This window comes from Variovorax sp. dw_954, assembly GCF_018449755.1.
Classification (GTDB): Bacteria; Pseudomonadota; Gammaproteobacteria; order Burkholderiales; family Burkholderiaceae_C; genus Variovorax.
Window position 1 is genome coordinate 22,854 of record NZ_JAAVVD010000018.1, and the last position, 20,515, is coordinate 43,368.

The window sequence follows — 20,515 nt, forward strand, 5'->3', positions numbered from 1 at the left end:
CGATACACCATACGCACCTACGAGGTGCCCGCAAAACCGCATGGATCCTCGATTTCGCTGTGTTACTTGGGGTCGGAGCTGTGTTACTCCGCCCGGTTGCTTATCAAGACGGGGCGGCTTTAGGGAGTAACACATGGGCAAGTACGTCCCCATCCGCTTCAACGACGAAGAGGCTGGCTTTCTGGAGCGCTCGTTTGCGGCATCTGACGATGTCGCCTTGAGCACTCACATCAAGCGCGTGTACTTTGACGCGCTTCGCCCTAACACCGACGCACTCGCCGGCGTCCGGTCCGAACTCGAAAAGATGGGCTCGCTTATAGGCCGCCTCGAGCAGCCGGGCGACGGTGCCGGTGATCAGCGACTGATGCTAAGCATCCTGTGCGGGCTTTACGTGATGGTGCGCAAGTCCGTGGGGGACAGCATCCGGGCCCAGGCCGACCAAGTCCTGGATGTTTCGGCGATTGAAACATATCTGCGGGGGCGGTGATGTTTGTCAACCACCGCACCCCCGACAACACGCTGCGCTCGTGGCTGGCCCTTCTGGTGGGGCTGGCGATGGTTGTAGGCTGGATTGCCAACGTCGCCCTCTACTACCGGCTGCCCGCGCCCCTCTTTGCCAAGGGCCTGTGGTACGCAGCCAAGGAAACGCCGTTCCTGCCGATCCTGTGGATCGGCCCTTTCGTCGGACTGGCGTTGGGCGTATTGGTTTTCGTGATTTGCACGAACCGCTACGCCAACCACTTTGGCGGCTCCGTCTTCGTGACTCGCCTGCGCGGTCCGAAGATGGTCGGGCAAAAGGTCTTGGCGGCCCAGACCCGCCGCGGCAAGGCCCAACTGATCTTTGCCGGGATTCCGATTCCCGGCGACGTAGAGAACACCCAATTCTTTGTCGGCGGCTCGACAGGCACCGGCAAGAGCGTCTGCATCAGCGACTACATCGAGAGCGCTGTGGCGCGTGGCGACCGCATCATCTGCGTGGACCCGGATGGTGCATCGATGCGGTACTTCTTCAAACCCGGCGACGTCATCCTCAACCCCTTCGACAAGCGCAGCCAGGGCTGGAGCATCTTCAACGAGATCCGCACCAGCTTCGACTGCGAGCAATATGCGATCAGCCTGATCCCTCGCAGTCCTTCGACGGAGCAGGAAACGTGGAACAGCATGGGGCGCACCATCGTCAGTGAAACGCTGACAGTGTTGCTGCGGCAAGGCGCCGGAACGACCGAGCGGCTGGTGCACTGGCTGACGACTGCCAGCAACGATGATCTCAAGGCCTTGCTTGCCGGCACGCCGGCGGCAGGTTGCTTTCATGGAGCGCCGGACACACTCGCCAGCATCCGGACCGTCCTTACCCAGTACATCACGCCGCACAAGTACCTGCCGTCCGGAGACTTCTCGTTTCGCGACTGGCTGGATCGCGGGAAGGGCAGTCTCTGGATCACGTGGCGCGAGGACATGCTGCAGGCGCTCAAGCCGCTGATCTCGTGCTGGGTCGACGTGACTTGCGCGAGCGTGCTGTCGATGCCGGAAGAGCCTGGTCGACGGATGCATCTCGTCTGCGACGAACTGGACTCGCTCGAGAAGTTGAACTACATCATTGACGCTGCCACCAAGGGCCGCAAGAAGGGCCTGCGCATCATGCCCGGTGTCCAGTCGCTCGCACAGCTGAACGACACCTATGGCAAGGACGACGCGCTGACACTGCGCAACTGCTTCAGATCGGCTTTTCTCTGCGGGATCGGCGAACTGGACACGTACACCGCCGAGGAGTTCTCGCGTGGCCTGGGCGAACACACCGTCCTGCGGCGTGCGCCCAGCGTGTCGGTCGGAACGGCCGGCGGCAAGGGCACGCTCTCGCACCGGCAGGACACCGAGCGACTCGTCTCGCCGGCAGAGTTCCACCTGCTGCCGAACCTCACCGGCTACGTGAAGCTCGCCGGAAACTATCCGATTGCGCGCGTGACCATGAAGTACAAGTCCCGCTGCGTAGTCGTGACACCGATGATCATGGCCGACGGGTTCCACGACCGGCCGCAGGCGCGCAACCTGCTGTTCACCGCACCGCATGTGGTGACGGCAACGTCGCCAACGTCGTCGAAGGCCTCTTTGGCCTCTTCGCCCGTCCTGACCTCTTGAGGAGGAACTCGAAATGCTGTCGTTCAAGTTCGTCACGAGCGCCGCTGGAGCCGCGCACTACTTCGAGACCTCCGACGATTACTACGGAAAAGAGGGCCACCGCGGCGAATGGGTCGGGCAAGGCGTCATCCATCTGGGCCTCGACGGCGCGCAAGCGATCGACCGTGACACTTTCCAGAACCTGCTCGATGGCCAACTGCCTGACGGCAAGCGAATCCGATGGAGCCAGACCAAGGGCAGCAAAGACCGCAAGGGCATCGACTTCACTTTCAGCGCGCCGAAGTCGGTCAGCATCCAGGCGCTCGTCAAGGGCGACCAGCGCATCGTCGCGGCGCACGACGCGGCGGTGAGGAAGAGCCTCGAACTCATGCAGGAGTTTGCAGCGACCCGCAAGAAGCAGGCAGGCCTGTCGTTCCGGGAGCGAACCGGCAATCTCGTCGTCGCGACTTTCCGGCATGAGCTGTCTCGCGCACAGGATCCGCAGCTCCACACGCACGCGATCGTGATGAACCTGACAAGACGCTCGGACGGAGAGTGGCGGGCCTTGTCGAACGAGGACCTGCTCAAGAACGTGAAAGTGATCGGCGCGTTCTATCGCGCGACACTCGCTGCCGAGCTCAAGGCCTTAGGGTTCGACCTCCGGGAGACCCGCAAAGGCGGCTGGGAGCTTGCTCACATTCCCGATGAAGCTATCCAGCACTTCAGCCAACGCAGTCAGGAAATCGAGCGCTTGCTCGCTACGCGCGGCCAGGATCGGGACACTGCCACGACCGCCCAAAAGCAGGTCATCACGCTCGCTACCCGCCGTAAAAAAACAGAAAGTGATCGCGCCTGGCTGCGCACCCACTGGGAGGAAACGGCCCGGGAGGTCGGTGTCGATCTAGATGCCCAGAGCGCCGTCACACACGTGGTCCCCCCTCCGCGTGGCAAGGACGGCGAGTCATTCGACGACGCGCTCACAGGCAATGGTCGAAGCACGGAGGCCGCCGACGAAGCGATCAACTTTGCCATCGCACACCTGGCCGAACGCCAAGGAATCTTCTCGCGCGGCGAGTTGCTTGAAATTGCGTATGGACGGGCGGCAACGCGAACGACAACGGCGGAAGTAGCAGAAGCGCTCGACAAGGCTCAACACGATGGCCGACTGTTGCCCGAACTTTCGCTGTATCAGACGGCCCGCTCCTTGAACATCAGCGCCGGCGAATTGGCCAGGGATCCCAACGCGGCGCGCTTCAAGGGTCACGACGAGTTCGAAAAGCTGACGCGGACTTCGTGGGTAGCGCTGACCATGGCTTCCCGGGGCCAGACCCAGGCACAGGCCGAGGCCTCGGTCGATTCGGCGATCCAGCGCGGCGCGCTCGTGGCGGCGGAGGCGCGTTTCGCGACGCCGGATGCCAGGCGCAGCGAGGTCCGAATCCTTGGCATCGAGAAGGCCGGGCGGGGCGGCGTTCCGGCGGTCGCATCGGTGGAGCGCGTCGCGCGCATGCTTGCAGCGAGTGATCTCAACGTTGGGCAGCGCGAGGCAGTGGAAATGGTGCTCACCACACGTGACCGGTTCGTGGGCATCCAGGGTCTGGCCGGTACCGGCAAGAGCCACATGCTCAGCAAGGCAGTCGCCGGCATCAAGGCGGAGACTGCTCGCCTTTCCCGGACGCAGGGCTACCGGGTGATTGGTTTGGCGCCGTATGCCTCCCAGAATGAGGCCCTCGCGTCTCTTGGCATGGAATCGCAAACACTGGCATCCTTTCTGGCACGAACCTCGCAGCATCGCTCGCTGGATCAGCACAGCATCGTGTTTCTGGACGAAGCAGGCGTGGTGCCGGCGCACCAGCTCGAGAAGCTGATGGGGATTGTGGAAAAGCAGGATGCACGTCTGGTTCTCAGTGGAGACCGCAAGCAGACCCATGCAGTGGAGGCGGGCAAACCTTTCGAGCAGTTGCAGGACGCGGGCATGACCAAGGCATTTCTCACCGAGATCAAGCGGCAGAAGAACGAAGCCATCCGGGCAGCGGTTGTGCACGCAGCGAACAACAAAGTGCCGCTCGCCGTTTCGACGTTGCGCAACAACATCGTCGAGGTCCGGCAGGATGCCCGGCGTCATGAGCGCGTGGCGCAGGCTTACGTGAAGTTGCCGGAAGCCGAGCGCAAAGAGACGCTGATCGTGGCAGGCACGAACGATGCACGGCGTGCGATCAACGCGCTGGTGCGAGAGGGCCTGTCTCTGCCGAACGGGCAGGCGGTCGAAGTCCTGAACAACGTCGACATGACCCGGGCAGAACTTGGTTCAGCGCAAAGCTACGACGCAGGGCAGATCGTCGTGCCGCAGCGCAGCTACAGCAACGATTTACGACAGGGCGAACAACTTACAGTGTTGAGCCACGACATCACGCGCAACACGCTGACGGTGAGAAGGGAGAACGGCCAGCAGACCACCTTCGATCCGCGGCTGAACCCGATGCTGCGTCTCTACGAGAAGGACACCGTTGAACTGGCACCCGGCGACTGGGTTCGAGTCACGGCAAATGACAAGGCGCTCGGCGTCTTCAACGGCGAGCGGTATGAAATCCGGGCCGTCGAATCGGGGCATGTGGTGTTGAAGCGAGAGCCCGATAGGGGGCTTGCCCGACCGGATATTCTCATCGATCGCCGCCGGCCCATTCATCTGCAACACGGGTACGCAAGCACGATTCATTCGGCCCAGGGTCTGACCAAGAACCGGGTGCTGGTGGACGCGAACACAAAAAGTCTGACCAGCAATCGCGCCGTGTTCTACGTGGCGATCTCGCGCCCCCGCAACGACATTACTCTGTTCACCGACGATGCGGCGAGGTTAGCGGCTGCAATGAGCCGAGAGCCCAAGAAGTTCGCAGCCTTGGAGTTGAGAGACGCAGTGAACGAATCGGCGGTCTTGCGGGCGAAAATCGAACGCGCCGGACGTGCCCGCCTGGCGAAAGAGTTGCACGTGCAGCCGAAAGTCCACGCGGCGGGTCAGCGACAACTGGGCTCAAGCTTCTCGGTGGCAAGTTTTCAGCCGGCCTCCGCGGTGCGCTAGTAGATCCAGTAAAAGTCATGTCCATGACCTCACCAACATCAATAAGAATTCCCGATCGAGAATGGGCTGAGGCCGTGGACGGTCTCCAACCTGATCGGCATCATCCAGCAGCGCTGAAACTGCTCGTGCACGAGCTTTGCGCGCCGGTCCAACTTCTCGTGGCGGCCAGCGAAGATCTCATCTTTCAGGAACTAGATGAGGAAGGCCGCACAGCATTGGCCCGGATCCATCGGGCCACTCAGAGAATCCTCACGCAACTCAACGACCTTGAAGCGCTCGCCCAGATTCAATTGGATTGCCAGCGGCCTCATCGCGTGTCCTTCGAAGTTGGCGCACTTTTGAAGGAGGTTGCGGCGGCAGACAGGCTGCGCCACATTGACAACAATTCTCGCGCGGCAGTGAAGGTTCCGGATCTGCCGATCTTCGTAAAGGGAGAGGCACATCTGATCCAACTTGCCCTCGACCGGCTCGTGCGCACGGTGCTCAACGGACCCGCGGGGCAAGTGATGCTGTCAATTGGTTCGGCATCGTCCTCGGACAGGCCGTTGTCCATACGCATGCAGTGTCTCGCATCCTCTCCGTGGTCATCATGGTCAACTATCGTCACGGATCGCTTGAGCTTGGTCGGTCTGATCGCCGACTATCTCCATGGCGGACTGTGCGTCTCGGATGGCAACCCTACCGGGCCGAGCTTTGAGTTGCGCGTGGATGTCGAAGTGGAAGATCCAGAGTCAAGCCACGGCGAAAGAAATAGCGAGTCCTCTTCGTGACCGGGCCTGCAATTCCTGATCTCAGAACAGTCGCCGTCCTTGATGACGATGCCGAGCTGACCGCCTCGATTGCCAGGATGCTCCGGCGCTTTGATCTGCGCGCTGTCACATTCACAGATCCCGCAGCACTCGCTGCGCACGACAGTGAAGAGGCTTTCGATGCATTTGTACTTGACTGGCTGCTGGTCAACACAACCGCGCTGGAGTTGATCGAGCGTATCCGGGGACGCGCGCGGAACGCGGACGCGCCGATTTTTTTGCTGTCGGGCAACTTGGCGGTCGGCGGGATTCCGTCGGATCCGGAACTCTTGGCCGCGATTGATCTTCACCACCTTAGGTATTGCGCGAAGCCCTACTCGCCGATCAAGCTTGCTCAGGATCTGCAACACAGTCTGACTGGAGGTTCAACATGAAATGCGCTTTGCTATGGCACTGCATTGCAGGCGTGACTCGCTTCGTGTCGTTTGGCTTGCTCGTCGCCTATGGGGTGGTGCACGCTGCGCCAAATGCATGTCCGACCGACGCTGCGTTGGAGATTTCAGGCTTGGTGAAATCAAACTCGACTCGCGGCTCATACCTCTTTTCAGAATCGGACTTGCTCGCGCTCAAAGCGGTCCGCCTTGTGACCGCCACAGCGTGGACACCGCGCAGCGAATTTGCCGGCCCAGAATTGTCAACGGTCCTCGCAGCTGCGGGTGTCAGTGACAAAGCTACGGAGATGCGCTTCTATGCCATCGATGCCTACGAGATCACCATACCGATCTCTGACCTCACCAAGTACAAACCAGTGATGGCGCACACGCAGAATGGTCAGCGACTTGAGATCGCAACCCGCGGCCCGTTTTTTCTGGTGTACCCGAGGGACCAATACCCCGAACTGACGAAAATCAATGGGCAGGCGCAGTTTGTCTGGATGGTGTGCAAGATCGTCGTCCGATGAGTCACTGGTCACGGTGGCGTGGGTTCGACGTGGTGTCGAAGTGGCTCCAGCGGGTGGGCATGCCCATCGGAATCTTCTTTGTGGCAATCGCCATCATCTGCGAGATCTACCTGCGCGTGACCTTGCTCCCTGCGGGCGCACCGCGCGACAAGTGGCCGACGGAAGGCTATTACTTCGCAGGGGCGCAATACCAAATCTTTTTGCAGTCTTTGCGTCTGGAGCTCTGGCGGCATCAACAGTTGCCACCAGGAGAACAACGTCTACGCTCCGAGCGCGACGCAAAGGTACTCCGGGAAGTTCTCCATGCCAAGTATGCGATCCTGACGGATTCCCCGGAGATTCGACCCTTTCTCGACAAAGTCGAGGGCTTCCGAGAGGCACTCCCGTTACTCAGCGAACTTGAGCCGCGGCTGAACGCGATGGTGGAAGACGCGTTGCGCGATCCGAAAGGGCCTTCGCATTTTGATGACCAGACCGCTGAGCTAGACCGGGCCGTGGTCCGAATGGTGAACAACTTGCGCACAGAGGAGCTTTCGGCCTTCGAGGCTGCCTTCGAAGGGCAGCGACAGGATGCTATTCACAACCAGGAGCTAGGATTGGCTCTGCTGGGGATTCTTGGATTTGGTCTCATCTTCCACGTCGCGATGCGGCGCAAGGGCTTGGCAGCGCTTCGCCTCGAAGCCGAGTCGCGCGCTGAAGCCCAACGCAGCGCCTTGGCAAGAGTGGCGTTGCTTGGAATGGTCTCGCACGAGTTGCGAACGCCGTTGCAGACCATGATGGGGGACGTCGAGATGCTCACGCTGACCGCGACCGAGGAAGACGCGCGAGCCGCGGTGGCATCGCTGGAGCGCAGTTTCGCATTGCTGTCCGGACGGTTGGACAACATCGCTCAATACACGCGCCTCGCCAGCAACGCAGTCCATGTATGCGGTGAGACTTTCGCGCTCATACCAACTCTTCAGCGGATCGTTGAGGAGCACCGCTCGTCCGCAGGTCCGGGGCGGGACATCCGACTCGTGACGCCGCTCACGATCCAGGACAAGGTGACAGCAGATCAGGTTCGGCTCCATCAGATCTTGAGCAATTTTCTCTCCAATGCGATCAAGTACGGCGGTCCAGGTCCCATCACGATTAGTGCTAAGTTCATGGAGACATCGGGAGATGCGGCTCGACCGATGTGCGACATCGAAGTCGCAGATGATGGGGCAGACATTCCGTCCTCCGAACTTGGCGCGATTTGGGAACCCTTTGTGCGCGGTCGTCGCGCGGCTACACCGCGCTCTGGGAGTGGACTGGGTCTCGCCGTCGTAAGGTTGCTCGCGGAGTCGGCAAACTGGGATGTCGGCGTCTCGAGCCGGGCGCCACTTGGGAAGGCTTTCTTTGTGCGCTTTCCCATTGCGCCACCGCATGTCACCGCCACCTCACGCGCGGAGTAGAAGAAAATACTGTCACATGTACATCCGCCGATCTCACTACCTCACCTGCGCTGCATTGCGCTGGGCTTCAACTTCAAAATAATCATGGCCACTATCGAAATGGAACTGCAGGTCCGCACCGAAATTGGGATCGCCCCGAGCGAACAAGGCAGGGTGCAGGATTTGAAAGTACTCCTTACCGTCGAAGTGGCGGATACTTATTCGGATGCTGCGGCACAGGAAGGGGACCTCACGCTGACGCTGGACTATGGGCGCTTGCGGGAGATCGTGCACGAGGTGTTCGCTGAAAGACGCTACTCGCTCCTTGAAGAGGTAACGACCACTATCCGGGAGCGCATGCGCCAACTGAGCCATGTCACTTCTGCTCGCGTGGCGATCACCAAGCACCATCCGTGGGTTGACGTCCCTCGTCTGACGTTGACGCGATGACTTGGGCGGTGGTGACCGGCGCAACGGCCCGCGGAGGGGAAGCCATCGCACGCGCGCTGCATGGCGCCGGGATCAATGTGGTCATCCACCATTCCGAGCGGTCCCGAGATCGCGCCATGCTGCTGCGCGACGAGTTGCGCGCCACCGGAGCCGATGTCGTGACCTGGGAGGCCGATCTGGCGCAACCTGTCATCGTTCCCCCGTGGGTCTTGCAGTTGGAGCCGGCCTACTGCGTGTGCAATGCGAGCGTCTATCAGCCGAGCGAAGTTGGCGATTCGGCCCGCGCGCAATTAGATCTCGCGGTGCACCTGCACGCCAATGTGGCAATTCTCACTGCTTTGCAGGGCACCTTGCGCTCGGTTGTTGCGGTGACGGATGTCCACGTGGAACGGCCGGCGGGCGGCTTCGTCTGGTACACCGTCTCGAAGGCTGCACTTCAGTCGCTACTGCTCAATCTTGCGATCGAATGGGCACCGCGCATTCGATGCAACATCGTGGCGCCTGGTACTCTGCCGTTTCCTGCAAGCTGGGACGATCGGGCCAAGATGGATACTATTGGGCAGTCAATCCCGCTCGGACGTGTCGGCGACTTCGGCGACCTAGCCGGCGCAGTTCGGTATCTGCTTCTCGATGCAAATTACGTCACCGGTCAAGTTCTCGTAGTCGATGGCGGTCGCAGTCGGTGGCTCTGCGGCTAGCCTATGCGAGGAGCGCGTTGCGCAAGGCCCAAACTCGTGGCTGTTTCGCGTGGCTATACGCCGGGCTTGTCCAGGCGCAGCCCTGCCAACTCCAGCGCGGAAACTACCAGGGGGACCTGAGCTGGTTTTTCGATAAGTTGAACGCGAAAGGCCGTGCAGGCAGATGCGACCTCCGCTGGATCGGCCGATCCGCCGCGCAACTTGCCGGACAGCAGCACGACCGCGCTAGGAATCTGCAATGCTCGAATCGAGGCGAGTAGTTGGCTTGCGTCTCCTTTGCGCAGCATCCAATCGACCACGTATCCATCGAAAGGCGACTTGGCCATCTCGTTAGATAGTGCGTCGACGTCATCGAAGCCATCGGCAGCAATGCCGAAACCGCGCAGCTGATCGCATAGCGCGCTGGCCACGTCTCGTTCGTCGTCTATGACAGCCACTCTTGCGGGCTTCAAGACCGGCTGCACGATTTCAAGCCGTGCGACCCTCACACCGCCTTTGATGGTCACTGAAGTGGCCGCGACAACCACCAGGCCGGCCTCATCCTCCAGCGCTACCAGTCCGTCTGTTGCTGACGGGCCTTTCGATCGGTCGAGCCAGACTTTGCATTTGCTCTGGAGTCCGCCGATGCGCACGACAGCAGGCTTGGCGTCGTCCGCGCCGTGAGCGGAAACCAAGCCTGCAAGGGTTTCGCCGAAGTTCTCTGCAAGCTGCTTGAGCTCCTCCAGTGTCCAGGCTGCGCTTCGATTCACGCGCTGGTGGGCGGCCGCTCGTGAGAGGCTGAAAAATTCACCGACGAATGCGGCGTGCCGGTGCTTGGGCAACCCATGTCGCTCCAGCAGCCCCCTGACCGCGAGCGCTCCCAATGAAAGCTGGTCGTCATCATTTGTGTCGTTCAACCCCATTCCCTTCTACCTATATCAATTTGTAAGTCTGGTTGTGCAATATTGGCGCAGTTGGCAAAGTGTCGAAATACAAGACATCCCCATCTGATGCTCTTGCATTTCAAAGCTATTGTATTTGATAGGTACGAACAGTCCCATTTTGTTGGCGCACACCGATCGTTGAAGTTCTCGGTGAGATTGTGAGGCGGGAAGGTCGTTATGCAGGTTGATGCTTTGCTTCAAGAATGCGCACCGCAGGTCTCGCCGGTGCTGATGCAGGCTCTGGTTCGCACCGAGTCGGCATGGCAGCAATTCGCCATCGGCATGGATAAAGCGCAAGGAGCGGTGAAGCAGCCTGCGTCGCTCCCCGAAGCAGTCGCGAAGGCAAAAGAGCTGGCTGCGGGCGGCCGCAAGTTCTCCGTCGGCCTGGCCCAGATCCACGTGAGCAACGTGGCCCTCTACGGAATGACGTGGGAACAAGCTTTCGACGCCTGCCAGAACCTGGCTGTGGGTCAAAAGATTCTCTGGAATTTCTATCACCGGGCGTCGGCCTCGGGCTACACGGGTGTCGCCGCTATCTGGGCGGCCTTGCGTGGCTACAACTCCGGCGGCGTCGGGCGTGCCATCAGCGACGAGTACGCGAACCGAATCTTTGCCTACATGAGCAGCGCGCCCCCGCGGGTGCAGATCGCTGGAGGCGTGTCCATCACGAAAGCGTCCGCCGAGTCCACTGCGACACCGGTGAATTCAGGCAAAGCCCGGCGCCCAAGCGAGGCGCTCGAAATCTTCGAGAAGACGAAGCCAGCCGGCTTCTAGCTGTCGCACCCTAGTTCGAACACCACCCCCGGAGGTTCCATGAACGAGCATATCATTACCGCGCTCTCTCGCATTGAGGTCGGGCGGGTTCGACGTTTCGTGACCTTCGTGCGACTGGCAGGCGGAGCCACCGTGCTGGCATTCGCTGCTCACCCGGCAATGGCGCAAAGCTTGAAGCAGGCGGGGGTCAACATCTTCAACGTCATCTACGGCGTGGTGGGGGTGATCGGCGCCATTGCCTGCCTGCTCACGCTCTTGAACTGGGTCACCGGCAACTGGCTCGGTCGGGACGACCCGAAGAAGATCTTTTTCCAGGCGCTGCTTGGGACGGCATTGGCCTTCGGTGTCGTGGCCATCATCCAGTTCGTCAAGGACATGGTGGGCGGTTCAGCGTCCGGGATCTCGAACCTGTGAGCGTGTCATGAACGACTCCGAACACCGCCATGAGGAACCGGCGCTGGAGCGTGCGCTGATCTACCGGGGGCCGCAGGCGCCAGTATTGCAAGCCTACGTCCCGCTGCCAGTGTTTGGCGCGGAGTGCATGCTGCTGCTGCTCTGCATGCGCGTCTTCGGCTTCTGGACACTGCTTCTTGTGCCCTTGCACATGGTGTTGGTGCTCAAGACGAACGACAACCCGTTCTGGGTTCGCGACCTCGTGGCGAACTACCGATACCGCTGGTTTGCGCAGAACAATGACACGCATGGCAACGGCGTCGTGAGTTTCAGTCCCCACACCAGTCGGCGGGAGGTGCGGTGATGACCGCCGCTTCAAAAGTCCCCTCCACCAAAGCCGAGCGCAGCGTCGCCAGCTGCCTGCCGTATTCCCAGCAGATCGACGACCACACCGTGGTGACCTACGAAGGCGACCTGACGCAGACCATCGAAGTGCATGGCCTTTCGTTTGAAACGATCGGCCACAAGGAGCTCGACAACCTGAACCAGCAATGGTTCTCGGCGATCAACAACATCGCGCGCAGCCCGAACGTGGCTCTCTGGACCCATGTGGAACGTTGTCGCGTGCGCTACGACCTGTATCGCATCGCCTACGACAACGATCTCAGCACCGAGTTCGCTCGGCAGTACGCCCGCAAGTTCGACGGAGAGGAACATTTCGTCAATCACCTCTTCGTGTCACCGGTCTATCGACTGGCCGGCAACAAGGCAGATCGCGCCAGCATCCGAATGTCCAAGCGGGGCAGCGAGGCCATGACGGAGTTGCGGCTGCGGGCGCGCGATGAGCTCCACAAGGTGTCCGCGCAACTGATGGCGAGCCTCAAGCGCTATCACCCTCGTTTTCTTGGCGCGTATTTGAATCAGGGCGTTCTGTGCTCCCGCACGGCCGAGTTCTACTGCCGGGTCCTGAACAACGCCGACAGGCACATTCGCCTAGACGCGCACGAACTGAGCCAGAGCGTCCAGGCTGCGGCATTGAACTTCGGCGCGGAGACGGTAGAGATCGAAGGCGCTTCGGGATCGCGTTTTGCCGCGGTGCTCACGCTCGTCGCGCCGTACCGCGCGGAGCAACTGGACTCGAAGGTGTTCGACGGGTTGCTGTCGTCGTCCTTTGAATTCGTGCTGAGCCAGTCAGTCACGGTGATGGCATTCGACAAGGCAGATGCGCTGTTGAAGTCCCAGTACAACAAGATCAAGTCGACCAGCGACAACGATGAGCAGATGCAGGAGGTTGCGGCAGCGCGTACGCAGTTGCAGGCCGGCAAGTTCTCGATGTTCGAGCACGAGCTGATCCTCGTCATCTACGGCGATTCGATCAAGGAGTTGAATCACAACGTCAACGCGGCCGTCACGTTGCTCGACCAGAAGAGCATGAACACGTCGCGCGAGCGGGGCGGGGCATTGATCTGCACCTACTTCAGCACACTTCCGGGCAATTTCAAGTACGGCCGCATCCGCGCCATGCCGATCAGCAGCAGGAACTTCTCCAAGTTCTTTCCGATGCACAACCACGCCAGCGGCAACGCAGGCGGAAGCCAGTGGGGCGACCCGGTCGCCCTCATGAAGACTGCAGCAGGCGGCCCCTACTTCTTCAACTTCCATGTGAGTCGCAACCGCTTGCTGGAGCAGGGGATCCGCATGGACTGCGACGAGGAGCCTCCGAAAGCCAACCTCGACAACGACGATGCGGTCAACGACGACGGGGACACGTCGTTGCCAAGGGCCCACCGCAAGGAACTCGGCAACTACAAGATCATCGGCCGCTCGGGTGGCGGCAAGACAGTCCTCAAACTGGCTCTGCGGCTACTCGCCCGCAAGCAGGCGATGGCGAGCGGCAAACCGTTGAAGATCTTCAGCTTCGACAAGGACTATGGCGAGGAGATCTGCATCCGCGCCATGGGTGGACGCTACTTCCGCATCGCCGGCGGTGAGCCGACTGGCATGAACCTGTTCTCCTTGGACCCGACGCCCGAGAACGTATCGGTGATTCTGAGCATCATGTGCTGGAACGTCCAGTTCGATGGCAAGTACGTCATGACGCACAAGGACGAAGAGGCTCTGTTGCGAAGCATCTGGCAAGTCTATAAGCTCGATCCGAAGCATCGCCGCTATGCTCGCGTGCGGGATGCGCTGCCCACTCACCGGGAGAACAGCTTGTACCAGGCGCTGGGGCGTTGGTGCGACGGAGGCGCGTTCGCCTGGGTGCTCGACAACCCGGATGACCGGTTCGACCTGGAGGGCGCCAACACCTTCGGCTTCGACATGACGAACTTCCTCGACATTCCGGAAGCACGCACCCCGATCCTTCGCTACCTCACCCACAAGATCGCGCAGCACGCTTCAGGCGCGCCACACATCATCGACATCGCAGAGGCCTGGCGGGCGCTGAAGGATCCGCTCATGCAGACGTTCATCGAGAACAAGGGCAAGACCATCCGCAAGGAGGATGGCGTGATCGGCCTGGATACCCAGGAGCCAAGCGACATCAGTCGCTCGCCGCTGGGAAGCACGCTGCTGTCCCAGTTCCCGACCCAACTGCTGCTGCCGAACGGCGAGGCGGAGCAGGCGGACTACATCGACGGACTGAAGCTCTCGCCGCGCGAGTTCCACCTGATCAAGCACACGCTAGAGAACTCCGGCCAGTTCCTGCTCAAGAAAGGGGCTGAATCCGTCGTCGTCAAGATGGACCTGAGTGGCATGGACGACATGCTCGCCGTGCTGTCCGCAAGCATCGACAACGTCGAGGTCATGCACACCGCCATCGACGAGTTCGGGCCCGATCCCCGTCAGTGGTTACCCATCTTTCTCAGAAGGAGAGTGTGATGAAGCTACCGATTCTGACGAAGCGCGTCTTTCTGTCGGCTATCGCGAGCGCCTGCATCGCCGGCGCGGCCTTTGGCCAAATTCCGGTGACTGTCACCAGTGATCTTCCCGCCACCATCAACCAGATCCAGAACATCGCCAAGTGGGGCGAGCAGTTGAGTTCGATGAGCAAGCAACTCGACCAGATGAAACAGGTCTACGGAACGCTCCAGGGCATGCGAAACCTCGGAAGCCTCATGAACAACGACTTGCTTACGCAGTACCTGCCGGAAGACTACCTTGGTGCTGTGCGATCCATGAAGAACGGCAGTGGCTCGTTCTCCGGTATCTCAGGATCCGTGAGCGATATCGTGCGCGCGAATCAACTGCGTTCCTGCGCCGAACTGAACAACGATGCTGGCATGCGGGCGGCCTGCAACCAGCAGTGGCAACAGCTGGCGCTGCAGAAGCAGATCGGCGACATGGGCTACAAGAAGGCTTCGGAGAACATCCGCAATCTGCAGACCTTCGTGAGCTCCATCAACTCGTCGACGGACCAGAAGGCGATCTCCGAGGTCCAAGCCCGAATCCAGGTGGAGACGGTTCGGATGCAGAACGAGCAGATCAAGCTCTCGACGATTCAGGCGATGGAGGAGGCGGATCGGCGACTGCAGCAGCAATCGGCAATCGATAACTTCAATGCTGGCATGACCCGCGGGTCTGCCGGTGGTATCAGGTTCTGATCATCATGAAAAAATTGCGGATAGCTCGTGGGTGTCTGCTTGTCGCTCTCGGCCTCGTTGCTGGTTGCGGCGAGCCTCAAGATGAAGTCAATTCAACTCCACACTTTGACGCCAAGGCCATTGCTGCGGAGGCTGATAAAGGCAATCTCGGTCCCCTCACCGAACTCAACAACGCCTGCAGCGCTGAGGTTGAGAAGCATGGTAAGCGACTGGCGGTGTGCAAGGTGCAGGACGACGTCCGGGACCTGCGCAAGCCGATGAACATTCGGTTCTAGCCAATGGCGGGGAAGAAGAGGGCGAGTCATGGCCGACAACATCATCGGGGACATCTACTCGAACTTCGAAAGAGCGCTCAGCGGCTTCTACGAGGTCGCTGCCGCGGGGATCTCCGGCTACGTCATTCCAGTTGCTTGGGTGCTTCTCGGAATCTGCATGCTGATCTGGTGCTACCTGATCATCGAGGGCAAGGTTGCCATGCCAATCACAGACTGGCTGTTGAAATTTGTCGGGTTCATGGTCGTGCTTTACATCATGGGCAACGGATACCTCAGTTGGATTGCGAAGCCAATTTTCAATCTGCCGACCGAATTGACCACCGTGCTCAGCGGATCGGCCACCGACTCACCCGATCTATTGGGACAAGTGAACGAGAAGATCGTAGACCTTGTATCCGCGATGTTCACGGCAGGAACCAAGTTAGTCAAGGACTTGGCTATCGGCCCGGCAATCGCATTGTTTTTGATGGGAATGCTCGTCATCGTCGCTGCATACCTACTTCTGGCAATTGCGCTTTTCTCCATTATTTTCTCGAAACTTGGGCTCAGCCTCGTTCTCTCTGTTGGACCACTGTTCGTGCTCGCGCTTGTACTCCCTCAGACCCGCAACTACTTCTACTCCTGGCTTAACACCGCCCTCTATTTTGTTTTCTATCACGTCTTTACCGCGCTGTTCATTTTCATGTTCATTGGGATCATCAATACCTACGTCGGTAAGCTCAACGCGCAGCTTGGAAGCACGAGCAGCGGTGGCGGCGTGCTGGCGATGGTTTCAAACTTGATCGGAGTGGGTGGCGCAGGCCTTAACGTGGCCGCAGTCTGCATCCCGATCATCCTGATTGCGATGGCCATGTTTTTCATGTTCATGCAGATTCCCGTCATATGCGCTTCCATGACAGGCGGTAGTGGGGGATCGTTCGGCGCAGGTCTGACCAACCTCACCCACGCCAAGTCCCTCATCAGTCGATCCAAAGGCAACTAGGAGCGTTTTCGATGACATCCCGCTTCAAGGTCATCACTGCGCTGCTTGCACTGGTCTTCGGCGGCTGTACCGGACCCAGGCCTCCGCCCGGCTGGCCCTCCGGAGAGGAGCGCCCGATCAATCCCTCTCAAGTGAGCAAGGCAGTCAAGTGACTGAAAAGGAGTCCTACTTCGCCAAGGCGATCGATTGGGACACCCAGTCGCGTCTCGACCTTGAACGCCGGGCCTCTCGCAACGCCAGGATTGCATGGGCATGCGGGATCCTTTGCGGGATTAGCGTGCTGAGCGTGAGTGTTTTGTTGCCGTTGAAGCAGTTCGTGCCGGCCATTATTCGCGTGGACAACGCGACGGGTGCGTACGACGTGCAGGCGCCGGGCGAAATAGTCAACGTCGGCCGTGATCGCGACCAAAAGATCATCCTCTCGGATGTGGCGCGCTATGTCTTGGCGCGCGAAGGCTTCACTCGCGGAGAGGCCGAGGCGAACTACAAGACGGCCTACCTGATGTCCTGCGGGCCCGTCCGCGGCGAATGGGAGAACTATTTCAATCCAGAGATCAACGCGCAGTCGCCCGTGAAGACGATGAGCCCGACGGACTCGGAGCGCGTCGAGATCCAGAACATCACGTTCCTGCCCACCGACCAGGACGATCTGCGCGTCGCGCAGGTCCGGTTCGACAAGACCGTCACTCGCGGCGTAGCGCCGCCGGTGCGCACGCGGTTCATTGCCACCCTCACGGTGCGGTACGAACGAGCGAACATTCCGTCGCAGATTCGGGACATGCACGTGAATGCGTTCGGATTCTGCGCAGTGAACTACCGCCGGGATCAGGAGGGTGTGCCCCAAGTGCTCAGCTCTTCATCTCCGAGTGCAGGGCAGGGCGGCGCTCTTCCGGCGCCGGTGGCACCGGTTACGCCAGCCAACGTCGGGATGCCCCAGGCATCGGTGCGATGACGCCCCGTGCGAGGCTGATCTGTGTTGCGTGGTTTGCTTGTGCCGGCACCATAACTCGCGCAGAAGTCGGCACTGTTCCGTCGGCCGCCGATGCCCGGATCCAGACGGTTCGTTTTACTGGCGACAACGTCATCCGCATCGCAGCGGCGGAGGGTGTGGTGACCACGATCGAACTGAGCAGGAAGGAAGAGATCAAGGACTTCGCGATGGGCGACCGCGATGCGTGGCACGCGGCCATCAACGGCAATCTGTTCGTGATCAAGCCAAAGGACGTCAAGGCCGACACCAACCTGACGCTCTTCACGAATCGACGCAGCTATCTGTTCCAGCTGAAGACGACCAGCCGCACGGCGCGCAATGTTGCGTACTGGGTCCGGCTCCAGTATCCGGACGGCGACGTGACGACGCCAGAGGCGCTGGCCCTCGCAAAAGAACAGGCCGACCGCAAGCAGATGAAGGCAGATCTCAAGGCATCCGCGATCGAAGGCAACCTGAACTTCGATTACTGGATCGTTGGCCCCAAAGAGTTGCAGCCGCTGGCAATGCACGACAACGGACGCCAGACGTTCATGCTGTTCTCGGCAGCCAATCCCATGCCGGCCGCGTTCATCGTCGAGCCCGACGGGACCGAGAGCCTGGTCGACTATCACGTCGAGGACGACACGATGGTGCTGCACCGCGTGGTCGTCCGCGTGCTCCTGCGGCGCGGGTCGCTTGTCGCGGGCATCACCAATCGTTCACCCGCACTGCCGAGCCAATCCGCGCCGACAGGGACGGCCAGCGGCAAGGTGCAGCGCGGAATTCGGGAACAGGGAGGCTACTGATGTTCGAACAAATCCACGAGACGCCGGTGGCCGAGGAAGAGCGCGAAGGGATGGTCGAGCGCAAACGCGCGGTGGCCCCGGGGCAGAAGCTGATCCTTGTCGCGACGTCGAGCGTTGCGGCGTTCCTGATCCTCTTCGGCATCGCCAGCAAAAACAACTACTTTGGGTTGTTCGGGGCACCCGCGCCAGCCAAGGCCGACGCGCAGACCGACAGCCGCCCGGTGTCGGCGCCGGAGGTCAAGGTGCCACTGTCGTTGGGCCCGCCGACGGCAGCGCCCACGTATGTCGAGTGCCCGGGCGGTCTGCGCCTGCCGATTGGATTGAACTGCCCTGAGCCGGAAAGGAAGGTCGATGCCGGGCAGCCTGCGCCGCAGTCCGGCATGTCGGAAGAGGATCGTGTTCGCGAGCGCCGACGCAAGAGCGCGATCAACCTGGCGACTGCACAGCCCGGTGTGGCAGCCGCGGCGCAGTTGGGCGCCGCAGTGGCCAACGTTGGCCTGCCGGGAGCTTCGACGCCACAGGGCGGTACCAACGCACTGGCGAGCGCCCTTTCCGCCACGATCACGCCCGGGACTAGTGCGACGATCAATCGCAATCCGTCGATGACGCTCGCCAAGGGCACACTGCCGGACTGCACCTTGCTCACCGCCATCCTCACGGATCAGCCCGGTTTCCTGAAATGCATCCTCAGCGCGCCGGTGATGTCGATGGACGGCAAGGTGGTGCTGATGGAGGCCGGAACCACCATGGAGGGGGAGTACGCGCAGGGCCTGCAGGCCGGCCAGAAGGCGATCTTCACGCTGTGGTCGCGGGCCGTGACGCCCAACTTTGTCTCGGTGCAGTTGAATTCCCCCGGTACCGACGCGCTTGGCCGCGCAGGCACTTCGGGTGAGGTAGACAACAAGTGGTTCGAGCGATTTGCAGGCGCCGTGTTCTTCTCGCTGCTTGAAGACGCCAAGCAGATCTATATCGCAAGAGATGCCGCTCGCGCGGCGCAGCGCGGCAACGGCAGCGGCGATACGTTCAACATCGGCATGCAGGGCACGCTCTCGCAGTTGAGCAACACCGGCAGCACGGCGCAGGCGGTCGTCGAGGAGATGCTCAAGCAAGGCAGCCAGTTGAAGCCCAGCCTTTACAAGAACCAGGGCGAGATCATCAAGATCTTCGTTGCGCGGGACGTCGACTTTTCGACGGTCTATGAGCTGCGCCCTGCAGCGTCAGCGAATTGAGGGTCGACCATGGGCGCTCCCGACAAGTACGTTTCGATCCTCGCGCACCTACGCGCCTTCGAGGCCTGGCTAGAAGATCCAAGCGTGAACGAGGTCGCGGTTAACGCACCCGGAATTGTCCAGTTGTGGAAGCGTGGCGTGTGGGAGCAGGTTGCAGCACCCGCGATCAGCTTCGAATACCTCCAGGCACTTGGCAACTTCCTGGCGAACATCTCGCAGAAGCCCTTCGATGAAGGGGATCCCATTCTGTCGACCCACCTGCCCGGAGGCGAGCGCATCGAGATGACGATGCCGCCGACCGCGGCACGGGGCATGATCTATCTCAACCTGCGAAAGCACACCAGCCAGACCTTCGAACTCGGTGAGTTCGTGGCGCAGGGGTACTTCTCGCGCACGCGGCATGTGCACTCCGCTGCGCTTACGGACGACGAGCGGGTCCGGCTTCTTGGGCTGCTTGAACCTGCCCAGGTCGAACTCTGGAACTTGGCGAAAGCAGGCGACTGGCCCGCGTTTCTCGGGGGATCGGTGCGTAGTCATCAGAACATGATCGTCTCCGGTGCTACGGGGAGCGGCAAGACGTCCTTCATCCGCGCCCTCATCGAGATGATCCCGCGATGGGAGCGGCTGATCACGGTGGAAGACACGCCGGAGATGCCGCTTAGAAACCACCCCAACTCCCAAGCGCTCTTTTACCGCCGTGATGGCCACGATGGCGAGCGCGTGGTCGGGGCCACCGCCAAGCAGGTGCTGCAGGCCGTGATGCGCAAGACTCCCAACCGCGTGCTGCTCGCCGAGTTGCGCGGCGACGAGACGTTCTATTACGTGCAAAACGTCCTCAACTCTGGACACCCCGGCGGTGCAACGACCGTGCACGCGAACTCACCGCAGGAGGCATTCGTGCGCATCGCGCTGCTCATCAAGGCGTCTGATGAAGGTCGGAGCCTGGCGATCGACGAAATCATGCGGCTGCTGCACACGCTGGTGCACGTCGTCGTCCAGCTCGTGTTCGACAGGGAACTTGGTCGGCACGTGCCGGCGATCTACTACGACCCGATGTATGCGCTGTCGGTCGTGAGGTGAGGAGTGGCTCAGCGCAG

At 60.8% G+C, this 20,515-nt stretch carries 22 protein-coding genes; 21 read left to right on the top strand and 1 reads right to left on the bottom strand.

The features are described 5' to 3' along the window. Positions 1-133: 133 nt before the first annotated feature. The 9 genes from HB681_RS24610 (at position 134) to HB681_RS24650 (ending at position 9,461) form a co-directional block, all read left to right on the top strand. Positions 134-487: a hypothetical protein gene (locus HB681_RS24610; RefSeq protein WP_213957498.1), complete on the top strand. Its 354-nt coding sequence runs from the start codon at positions 134-136 to the stop codon at positions 485-487. After that, entirely contained in the window at positions 487-2,136 is a 1,650-nt protein-coding gene (locus tag HB681_RS24615; RefSeq protein WP_213957499.1) for a type IV secretion system DNA-binding domain-containing protein, read from the top strand. Before HB681_RS24610 ends, HB681_RS24615 begins: the two co-directional genes overlap by 1 nt. A gap of 13 nt (positions 2,137-2,149) precedes the next feature. Then, positions 2,150-5,188, top strand: coding sequence for a MobF family relaxase (gene mobF, locus HB681_RS24620; protein ID WP_213957500.1), 3,039 nt, complete (start codon positions 2,150-2,152; stop codon positions 5,186-5,188). Positions 5,189-5,211: 23 nt separating this feature from the next. Beyond that, positions 5,212-5,958, top strand: coding sequence for a hypothetical protein (locus tag HB681_RS24625; RefSeq protein WP_213957501.1), 747 nt, complete (start codon positions 5,212-5,214; stop codon positions 5,956-5,958). Continuing rightward, positions 5,955-6,371 carry a response regulator gene (locus tag HB681_RS24630; protein WP_213957502.1) on the top strand — a complete coding sequence of 139 codons (417 nt, stop codon included), beginning with the start codon at positions 5,955-5,957 and terminating at the stop codon, positions 6,369-6,371. Before HB681_RS24625 ends, HB681_RS24630 begins: the two co-directional genes overlap by 4 nt. Next, positions 6,368-6,898, top strand: coding sequence for a molybdopterin-dependent oxidoreductase (locus tag HB681_RS24635; protein ID WP_213957503.1), 531 nt, complete (start codon positions 6,368-6,370; stop codon positions 6,896-6,898). Before HB681_RS24630 ends, HB681_RS24635 begins: the two co-directional genes overlap by 4 nt. 59 nt (positions 6,899-6,957) lie before the next feature. After that, positions 6,958-8,334: a HAMP domain-containing sensor histidine kinase gene (locus HB681_RS24640; RefSeq protein WP_213957504.1), complete on the top strand. Its 1,377-nt coding sequence runs from the start codon at positions 6,958-6,960 to the stop codon at positions 8,332-8,334. An 84-nt stretch (positions 8,335-8,418) separates the two neighbouring features. Next, entirely contained in the window at positions 8,419-8,763 is a 345-nt protein-coding gene (locus HB681_RS24645) for a dihydroneopterin aldolase (protein ID WP_213957505.1), read from the top strand. Next, positions 8,760-9,461: an SDR family oxidoreductase gene (locus HB681_RS24650; protein ID WP_213957506.1), complete on the top strand. Its 702-nt coding sequence runs from the start codon at positions 8,760-8,762 to the stop codon at positions 9,459-9,461. The genes HB681_RS24645 and HB681_RS24650 overlap by 4 nt, the downstream gene beginning before the upstream one ends. A gap of 53 nt (positions 9,462-9,514) precedes the next feature. Here HB681_RS24650 and HB681_RS24655 read toward each other — a convergent pair whose 3' ends face one another. Then, positions 9,515-10,357 (bottom strand): helix-turn-helix domain-containing protein, encoded by an 843-nt coding sequence (locus tag HB681_RS24655; protein WP_213957507.1) that lies wholly within the window; start codon positions 10,355-10,357, stop codon positions 9,515-9,517. 204 nt (positions 10,358-10,561) lie between these two features. Between HB681_RS24655 and HB681_RS24660 the strand changes: the two genes are divergently transcribed. From HB681_RS24660 to virB11, 12 genes are read left to right on the top strand one after another with little or no spacing between them, the layout of a single operon-like run. Next, positions 10,562-11,158, top strand: coding sequence for a lytic transglycosylase domain-containing protein (locus HB681_RS24660; RefSeq protein WP_213957508.1), 597 nt, complete (start codon positions 10,562-10,564; stop codon positions 11,156-11,158). Between the two features lie 39 nt (positions 11,159-11,197). After that, on the top strand, positions 11,198-11,572 hold the full coding sequence (locus tag HB681_RS24665; RefSeq protein ID WP_213957509.1) for a hypothetical protein: 375 nt from the start codon (positions 11,198-11,200) through the stop codon (positions 11,570-11,572). A 7-nt stretch (positions 11,573-11,579) separates the two neighbouring features. Beyond that, entirely contained in the window at positions 11,580-11,915 is a 336-nt protein-coding gene (locus tag HB681_RS24670; RefSeq protein WP_213957510.1) for a hypothetical protein, read from the top strand. Beyond that, entirely contained in the window at positions 11,915-14,434 is a 2,520-nt protein-coding gene (locus HB681_RS24675; RefSeq protein WP_213957511.1) for a conjugal transfer protein TrbE, read from the top strand. Before HB681_RS24670 ends, HB681_RS24675 begins: the two co-directional genes overlap by 1 nt. Continuing rightward, complete coding sequence (virB5, locus tag HB681_RS24680; RefSeq protein WP_213957512.1) at positions 14,434-15,156, top strand: P-type DNA transfer protein VirB5; 723 nt, start codon at positions 14,434-14,436, stop codon at positions 15,154-15,156. Before HB681_RS24675 ends, virB5 begins: the two co-directional genes overlap by 1 nt. 5 nt (positions 15,157-15,161) lie before the next feature. Next, positions 15,162-15,431 carry a hypothetical protein gene (locus HB681_RS24685; protein ID WP_213957513.1) on the top strand — a complete coding sequence of 90 codons (270 nt, stop codon included), beginning with the start codon at positions 15,162-15,164 and terminating at the stop codon, positions 15,429-15,431. Positions 15,432-15,459: 28 nt separating this feature from the next. Next, positions 15,460-16,413 carry a type IV secretion system protein gene (locus HB681_RS24690; RefSeq protein ID WP_213957514.1) on the top strand — a complete coding sequence of 318 codons (954 nt, stop codon included), beginning with the start codon at positions 15,460-15,462 and terminating at the stop codon, positions 16,411-16,413. Positions 16,414-16,424: 11 nt separating this feature from the next. Beyond that, positions 16,425-16,565 (top strand): hypothetical protein, encoded by a 141-nt coding sequence (locus HB681_RS24695; RefSeq protein ID WP_213957515.1) that lies wholly within the window; start codon positions 16,425-16,427, stop codon positions 16,563-16,565. Next, on the top strand, positions 16,562-17,365 hold the full coding sequence (locus HB681_RS24700) for a VirB8/TrbF family protein (RefSeq protein WP_213957516.1): 804 nt from the start codon (positions 16,562-16,564) through the stop codon (positions 17,363-17,365). Before HB681_RS24695 ends, HB681_RS24700 begins: the two co-directional genes overlap by 4 nt. Continuing rightward, on the top strand, positions 17,362-18,189 hold the full coding sequence (locus HB681_RS24705; protein WP_213957517.1) for a TrbG/VirB9 family P-type conjugative transfer protein: 828 nt from the start codon (positions 17,362-17,364) through the stop codon (positions 18,187-18,189). The genes HB681_RS24700 and HB681_RS24705 overlap by 4 nt, the downstream gene beginning before the upstream one ends. Continuing rightward, positions 18,189-19,418, top strand: coding sequence for a TrbI/VirB10 family protein (locus HB681_RS24710; RefSeq protein WP_213957518.1), 1,230 nt, complete (start codon positions 18,189-18,191; stop codon positions 19,416-19,418). The genes HB681_RS24705 and HB681_RS24710 overlap by 1 nt, the downstream gene beginning before the upstream one ends. Before the next feature lie 9 nt (positions 19,419-19,427). Next, on the top strand, positions 19,428-20,498 hold the full coding sequence (gene virB11, locus HB681_RS24715) for a P-type DNA transfer ATPase VirB11 (RefSeq protein ID WP_213957519.1): 1,071 nt from the start codon (positions 19,428-19,430) through the stop codon (positions 20,496-20,498). Positions 20,499-20,515: the final 17 nt, after the last annotated feature.

What these genes read in the sequence shown, in the direction of transcription:
- HB681_RS24660 (WP_213957508.1), top strand. Translation starts at nt 10,562, where the DNA reads ATGCAGGTTGATGCTTTGCTTCAAGAATGCGCACCGCAGGTCTCGCCG.
- virB5 (WP_213957512.1), top strand. Translation starts at nt 14,434, where the DNA reads ATGAAGCTACCGATTCTGACGAAGCGCGTCTTTCTGTCGGCTATCGCG.
- HB681_RS24685 (WP_213957513.1), top strand. Translation starts at nt 15,162, where the DNA reads ATGAAAAAATTGCGGATAGCTCGTGGGTGTCTGCTTGTCGCTCTCGGC.
- HB681_RS24710 (WP_213957518.1), top strand. Translation starts at nt 18,189, where the DNA reads ATGTTCGAACAAATCCACGAGACGCCGGTGGCCGAGGAAGAGCGCGAA.
- HB681_RS24695 (WP_213957515.1), top strand. Translation starts at nt 16,425, where the DNA reads ATGACATCCCGCTTCAAGGTCATCACTGCGCTGCTTGCACTGGTCTTC.
- HB681_RS24670 (WP_213957510.1), top strand. Translation starts at nt 11,580, where the DNA reads ATGAACGACTCCGAACACCGCCATGAGGAACCGGCGCTGGAGCGTGCG.
- HB681_RS24640 (WP_213957504.1), top strand. Translation starts at nt 6,958, where the DNA reads ATGCCCATCGGAATCTTCTTTGTGGCAATCGCCATCATCTGCGAGATC.
- HB681_RS24675 (WP_213957511.1), top strand. Translation starts at nt 11,915, where the DNA reads ATGACCGCCGCTTCAAAAGTCCCCTCCACCAAAGCCGAGCGCAGCGTC.
- HB681_RS24615 (WP_213957499.1), top strand. Translation starts at nt 487, where the DNA reads ATGTTTGTCAACCACCGCACCCCCGACAACACGCTGCGCTCGTGGCTG.
- HB681_RS24645 (WP_213957505.1), top strand. Translation starts at nt 8,419, where the DNA reads ATGGCCACTATCGAAATGGAACTGCAGGTCCGCACCGAAATTGGGATC.
- HB681_RS24705 (WP_213957517.1), top strand. Translation starts at nt 17,362, where the DNA reads ATGACGCCCCGTGCGAGGCTGATCTGTGTTGCGTGGTTTGCTTGTGCC.
- HB681_RS24690 (WP_213957514.1), top strand. Translation starts at nt 15,460, where the DNA reads ATGGCCGACAACATCATCGGGGACATCTACTCGAACTTCGAAAGAGCG.
- HB681_RS24650 (WP_213957506.1), top strand. Translation starts at nt 8,760, where the DNA reads ATGACTTGGGCGGTGGTGACCGGCGCAACGGCCCGCGGAGGGGAAGCC.
- virB11 (WP_213957519.1), top strand. Translation starts at nt 19,428, where the DNA reads ATGGGCGCTCCCGACAAGTACGTTTCGATCCTCGCGCACCTACGCGCC.
- HB681_RS24635 (WP_213957503.1), top strand. Translation starts at nt 6,368, where the DNA reads ATGAAATGCGCTTTGCTATGGCACTGCATTGCAGGCGTGACTCGCTTC.
- HB681_RS24610 (WP_213957498.1), top strand. Translation starts at nt 134, where the DNA reads ATGGGCAAGTACGTCCCCATCCGCTTCAACGACGAAGAGGCTGGCTTT.
- HB681_RS24625 (WP_213957501.1), top strand. Translation starts at nt 5,212, where the DNA reads ATGACCTCACCAACATCAATAAGAATTCCCGATCGAGAATGGGCTGAG.
- mobF (WP_213957500.1), top strand. Translation starts at nt 2,150, where the DNA reads ATGCTGTCGTTCAAGTTCGTCACGAGCGCCGCTGGAGCCGCGCACTAC.
- HB681_RS24665 (WP_213957509.1), top strand. Translation starts at nt 11,198, where the DNA reads ATGAACGAGCATATCATTACCGCGCTCTCTCGCATTGAGGTCGGGCGG.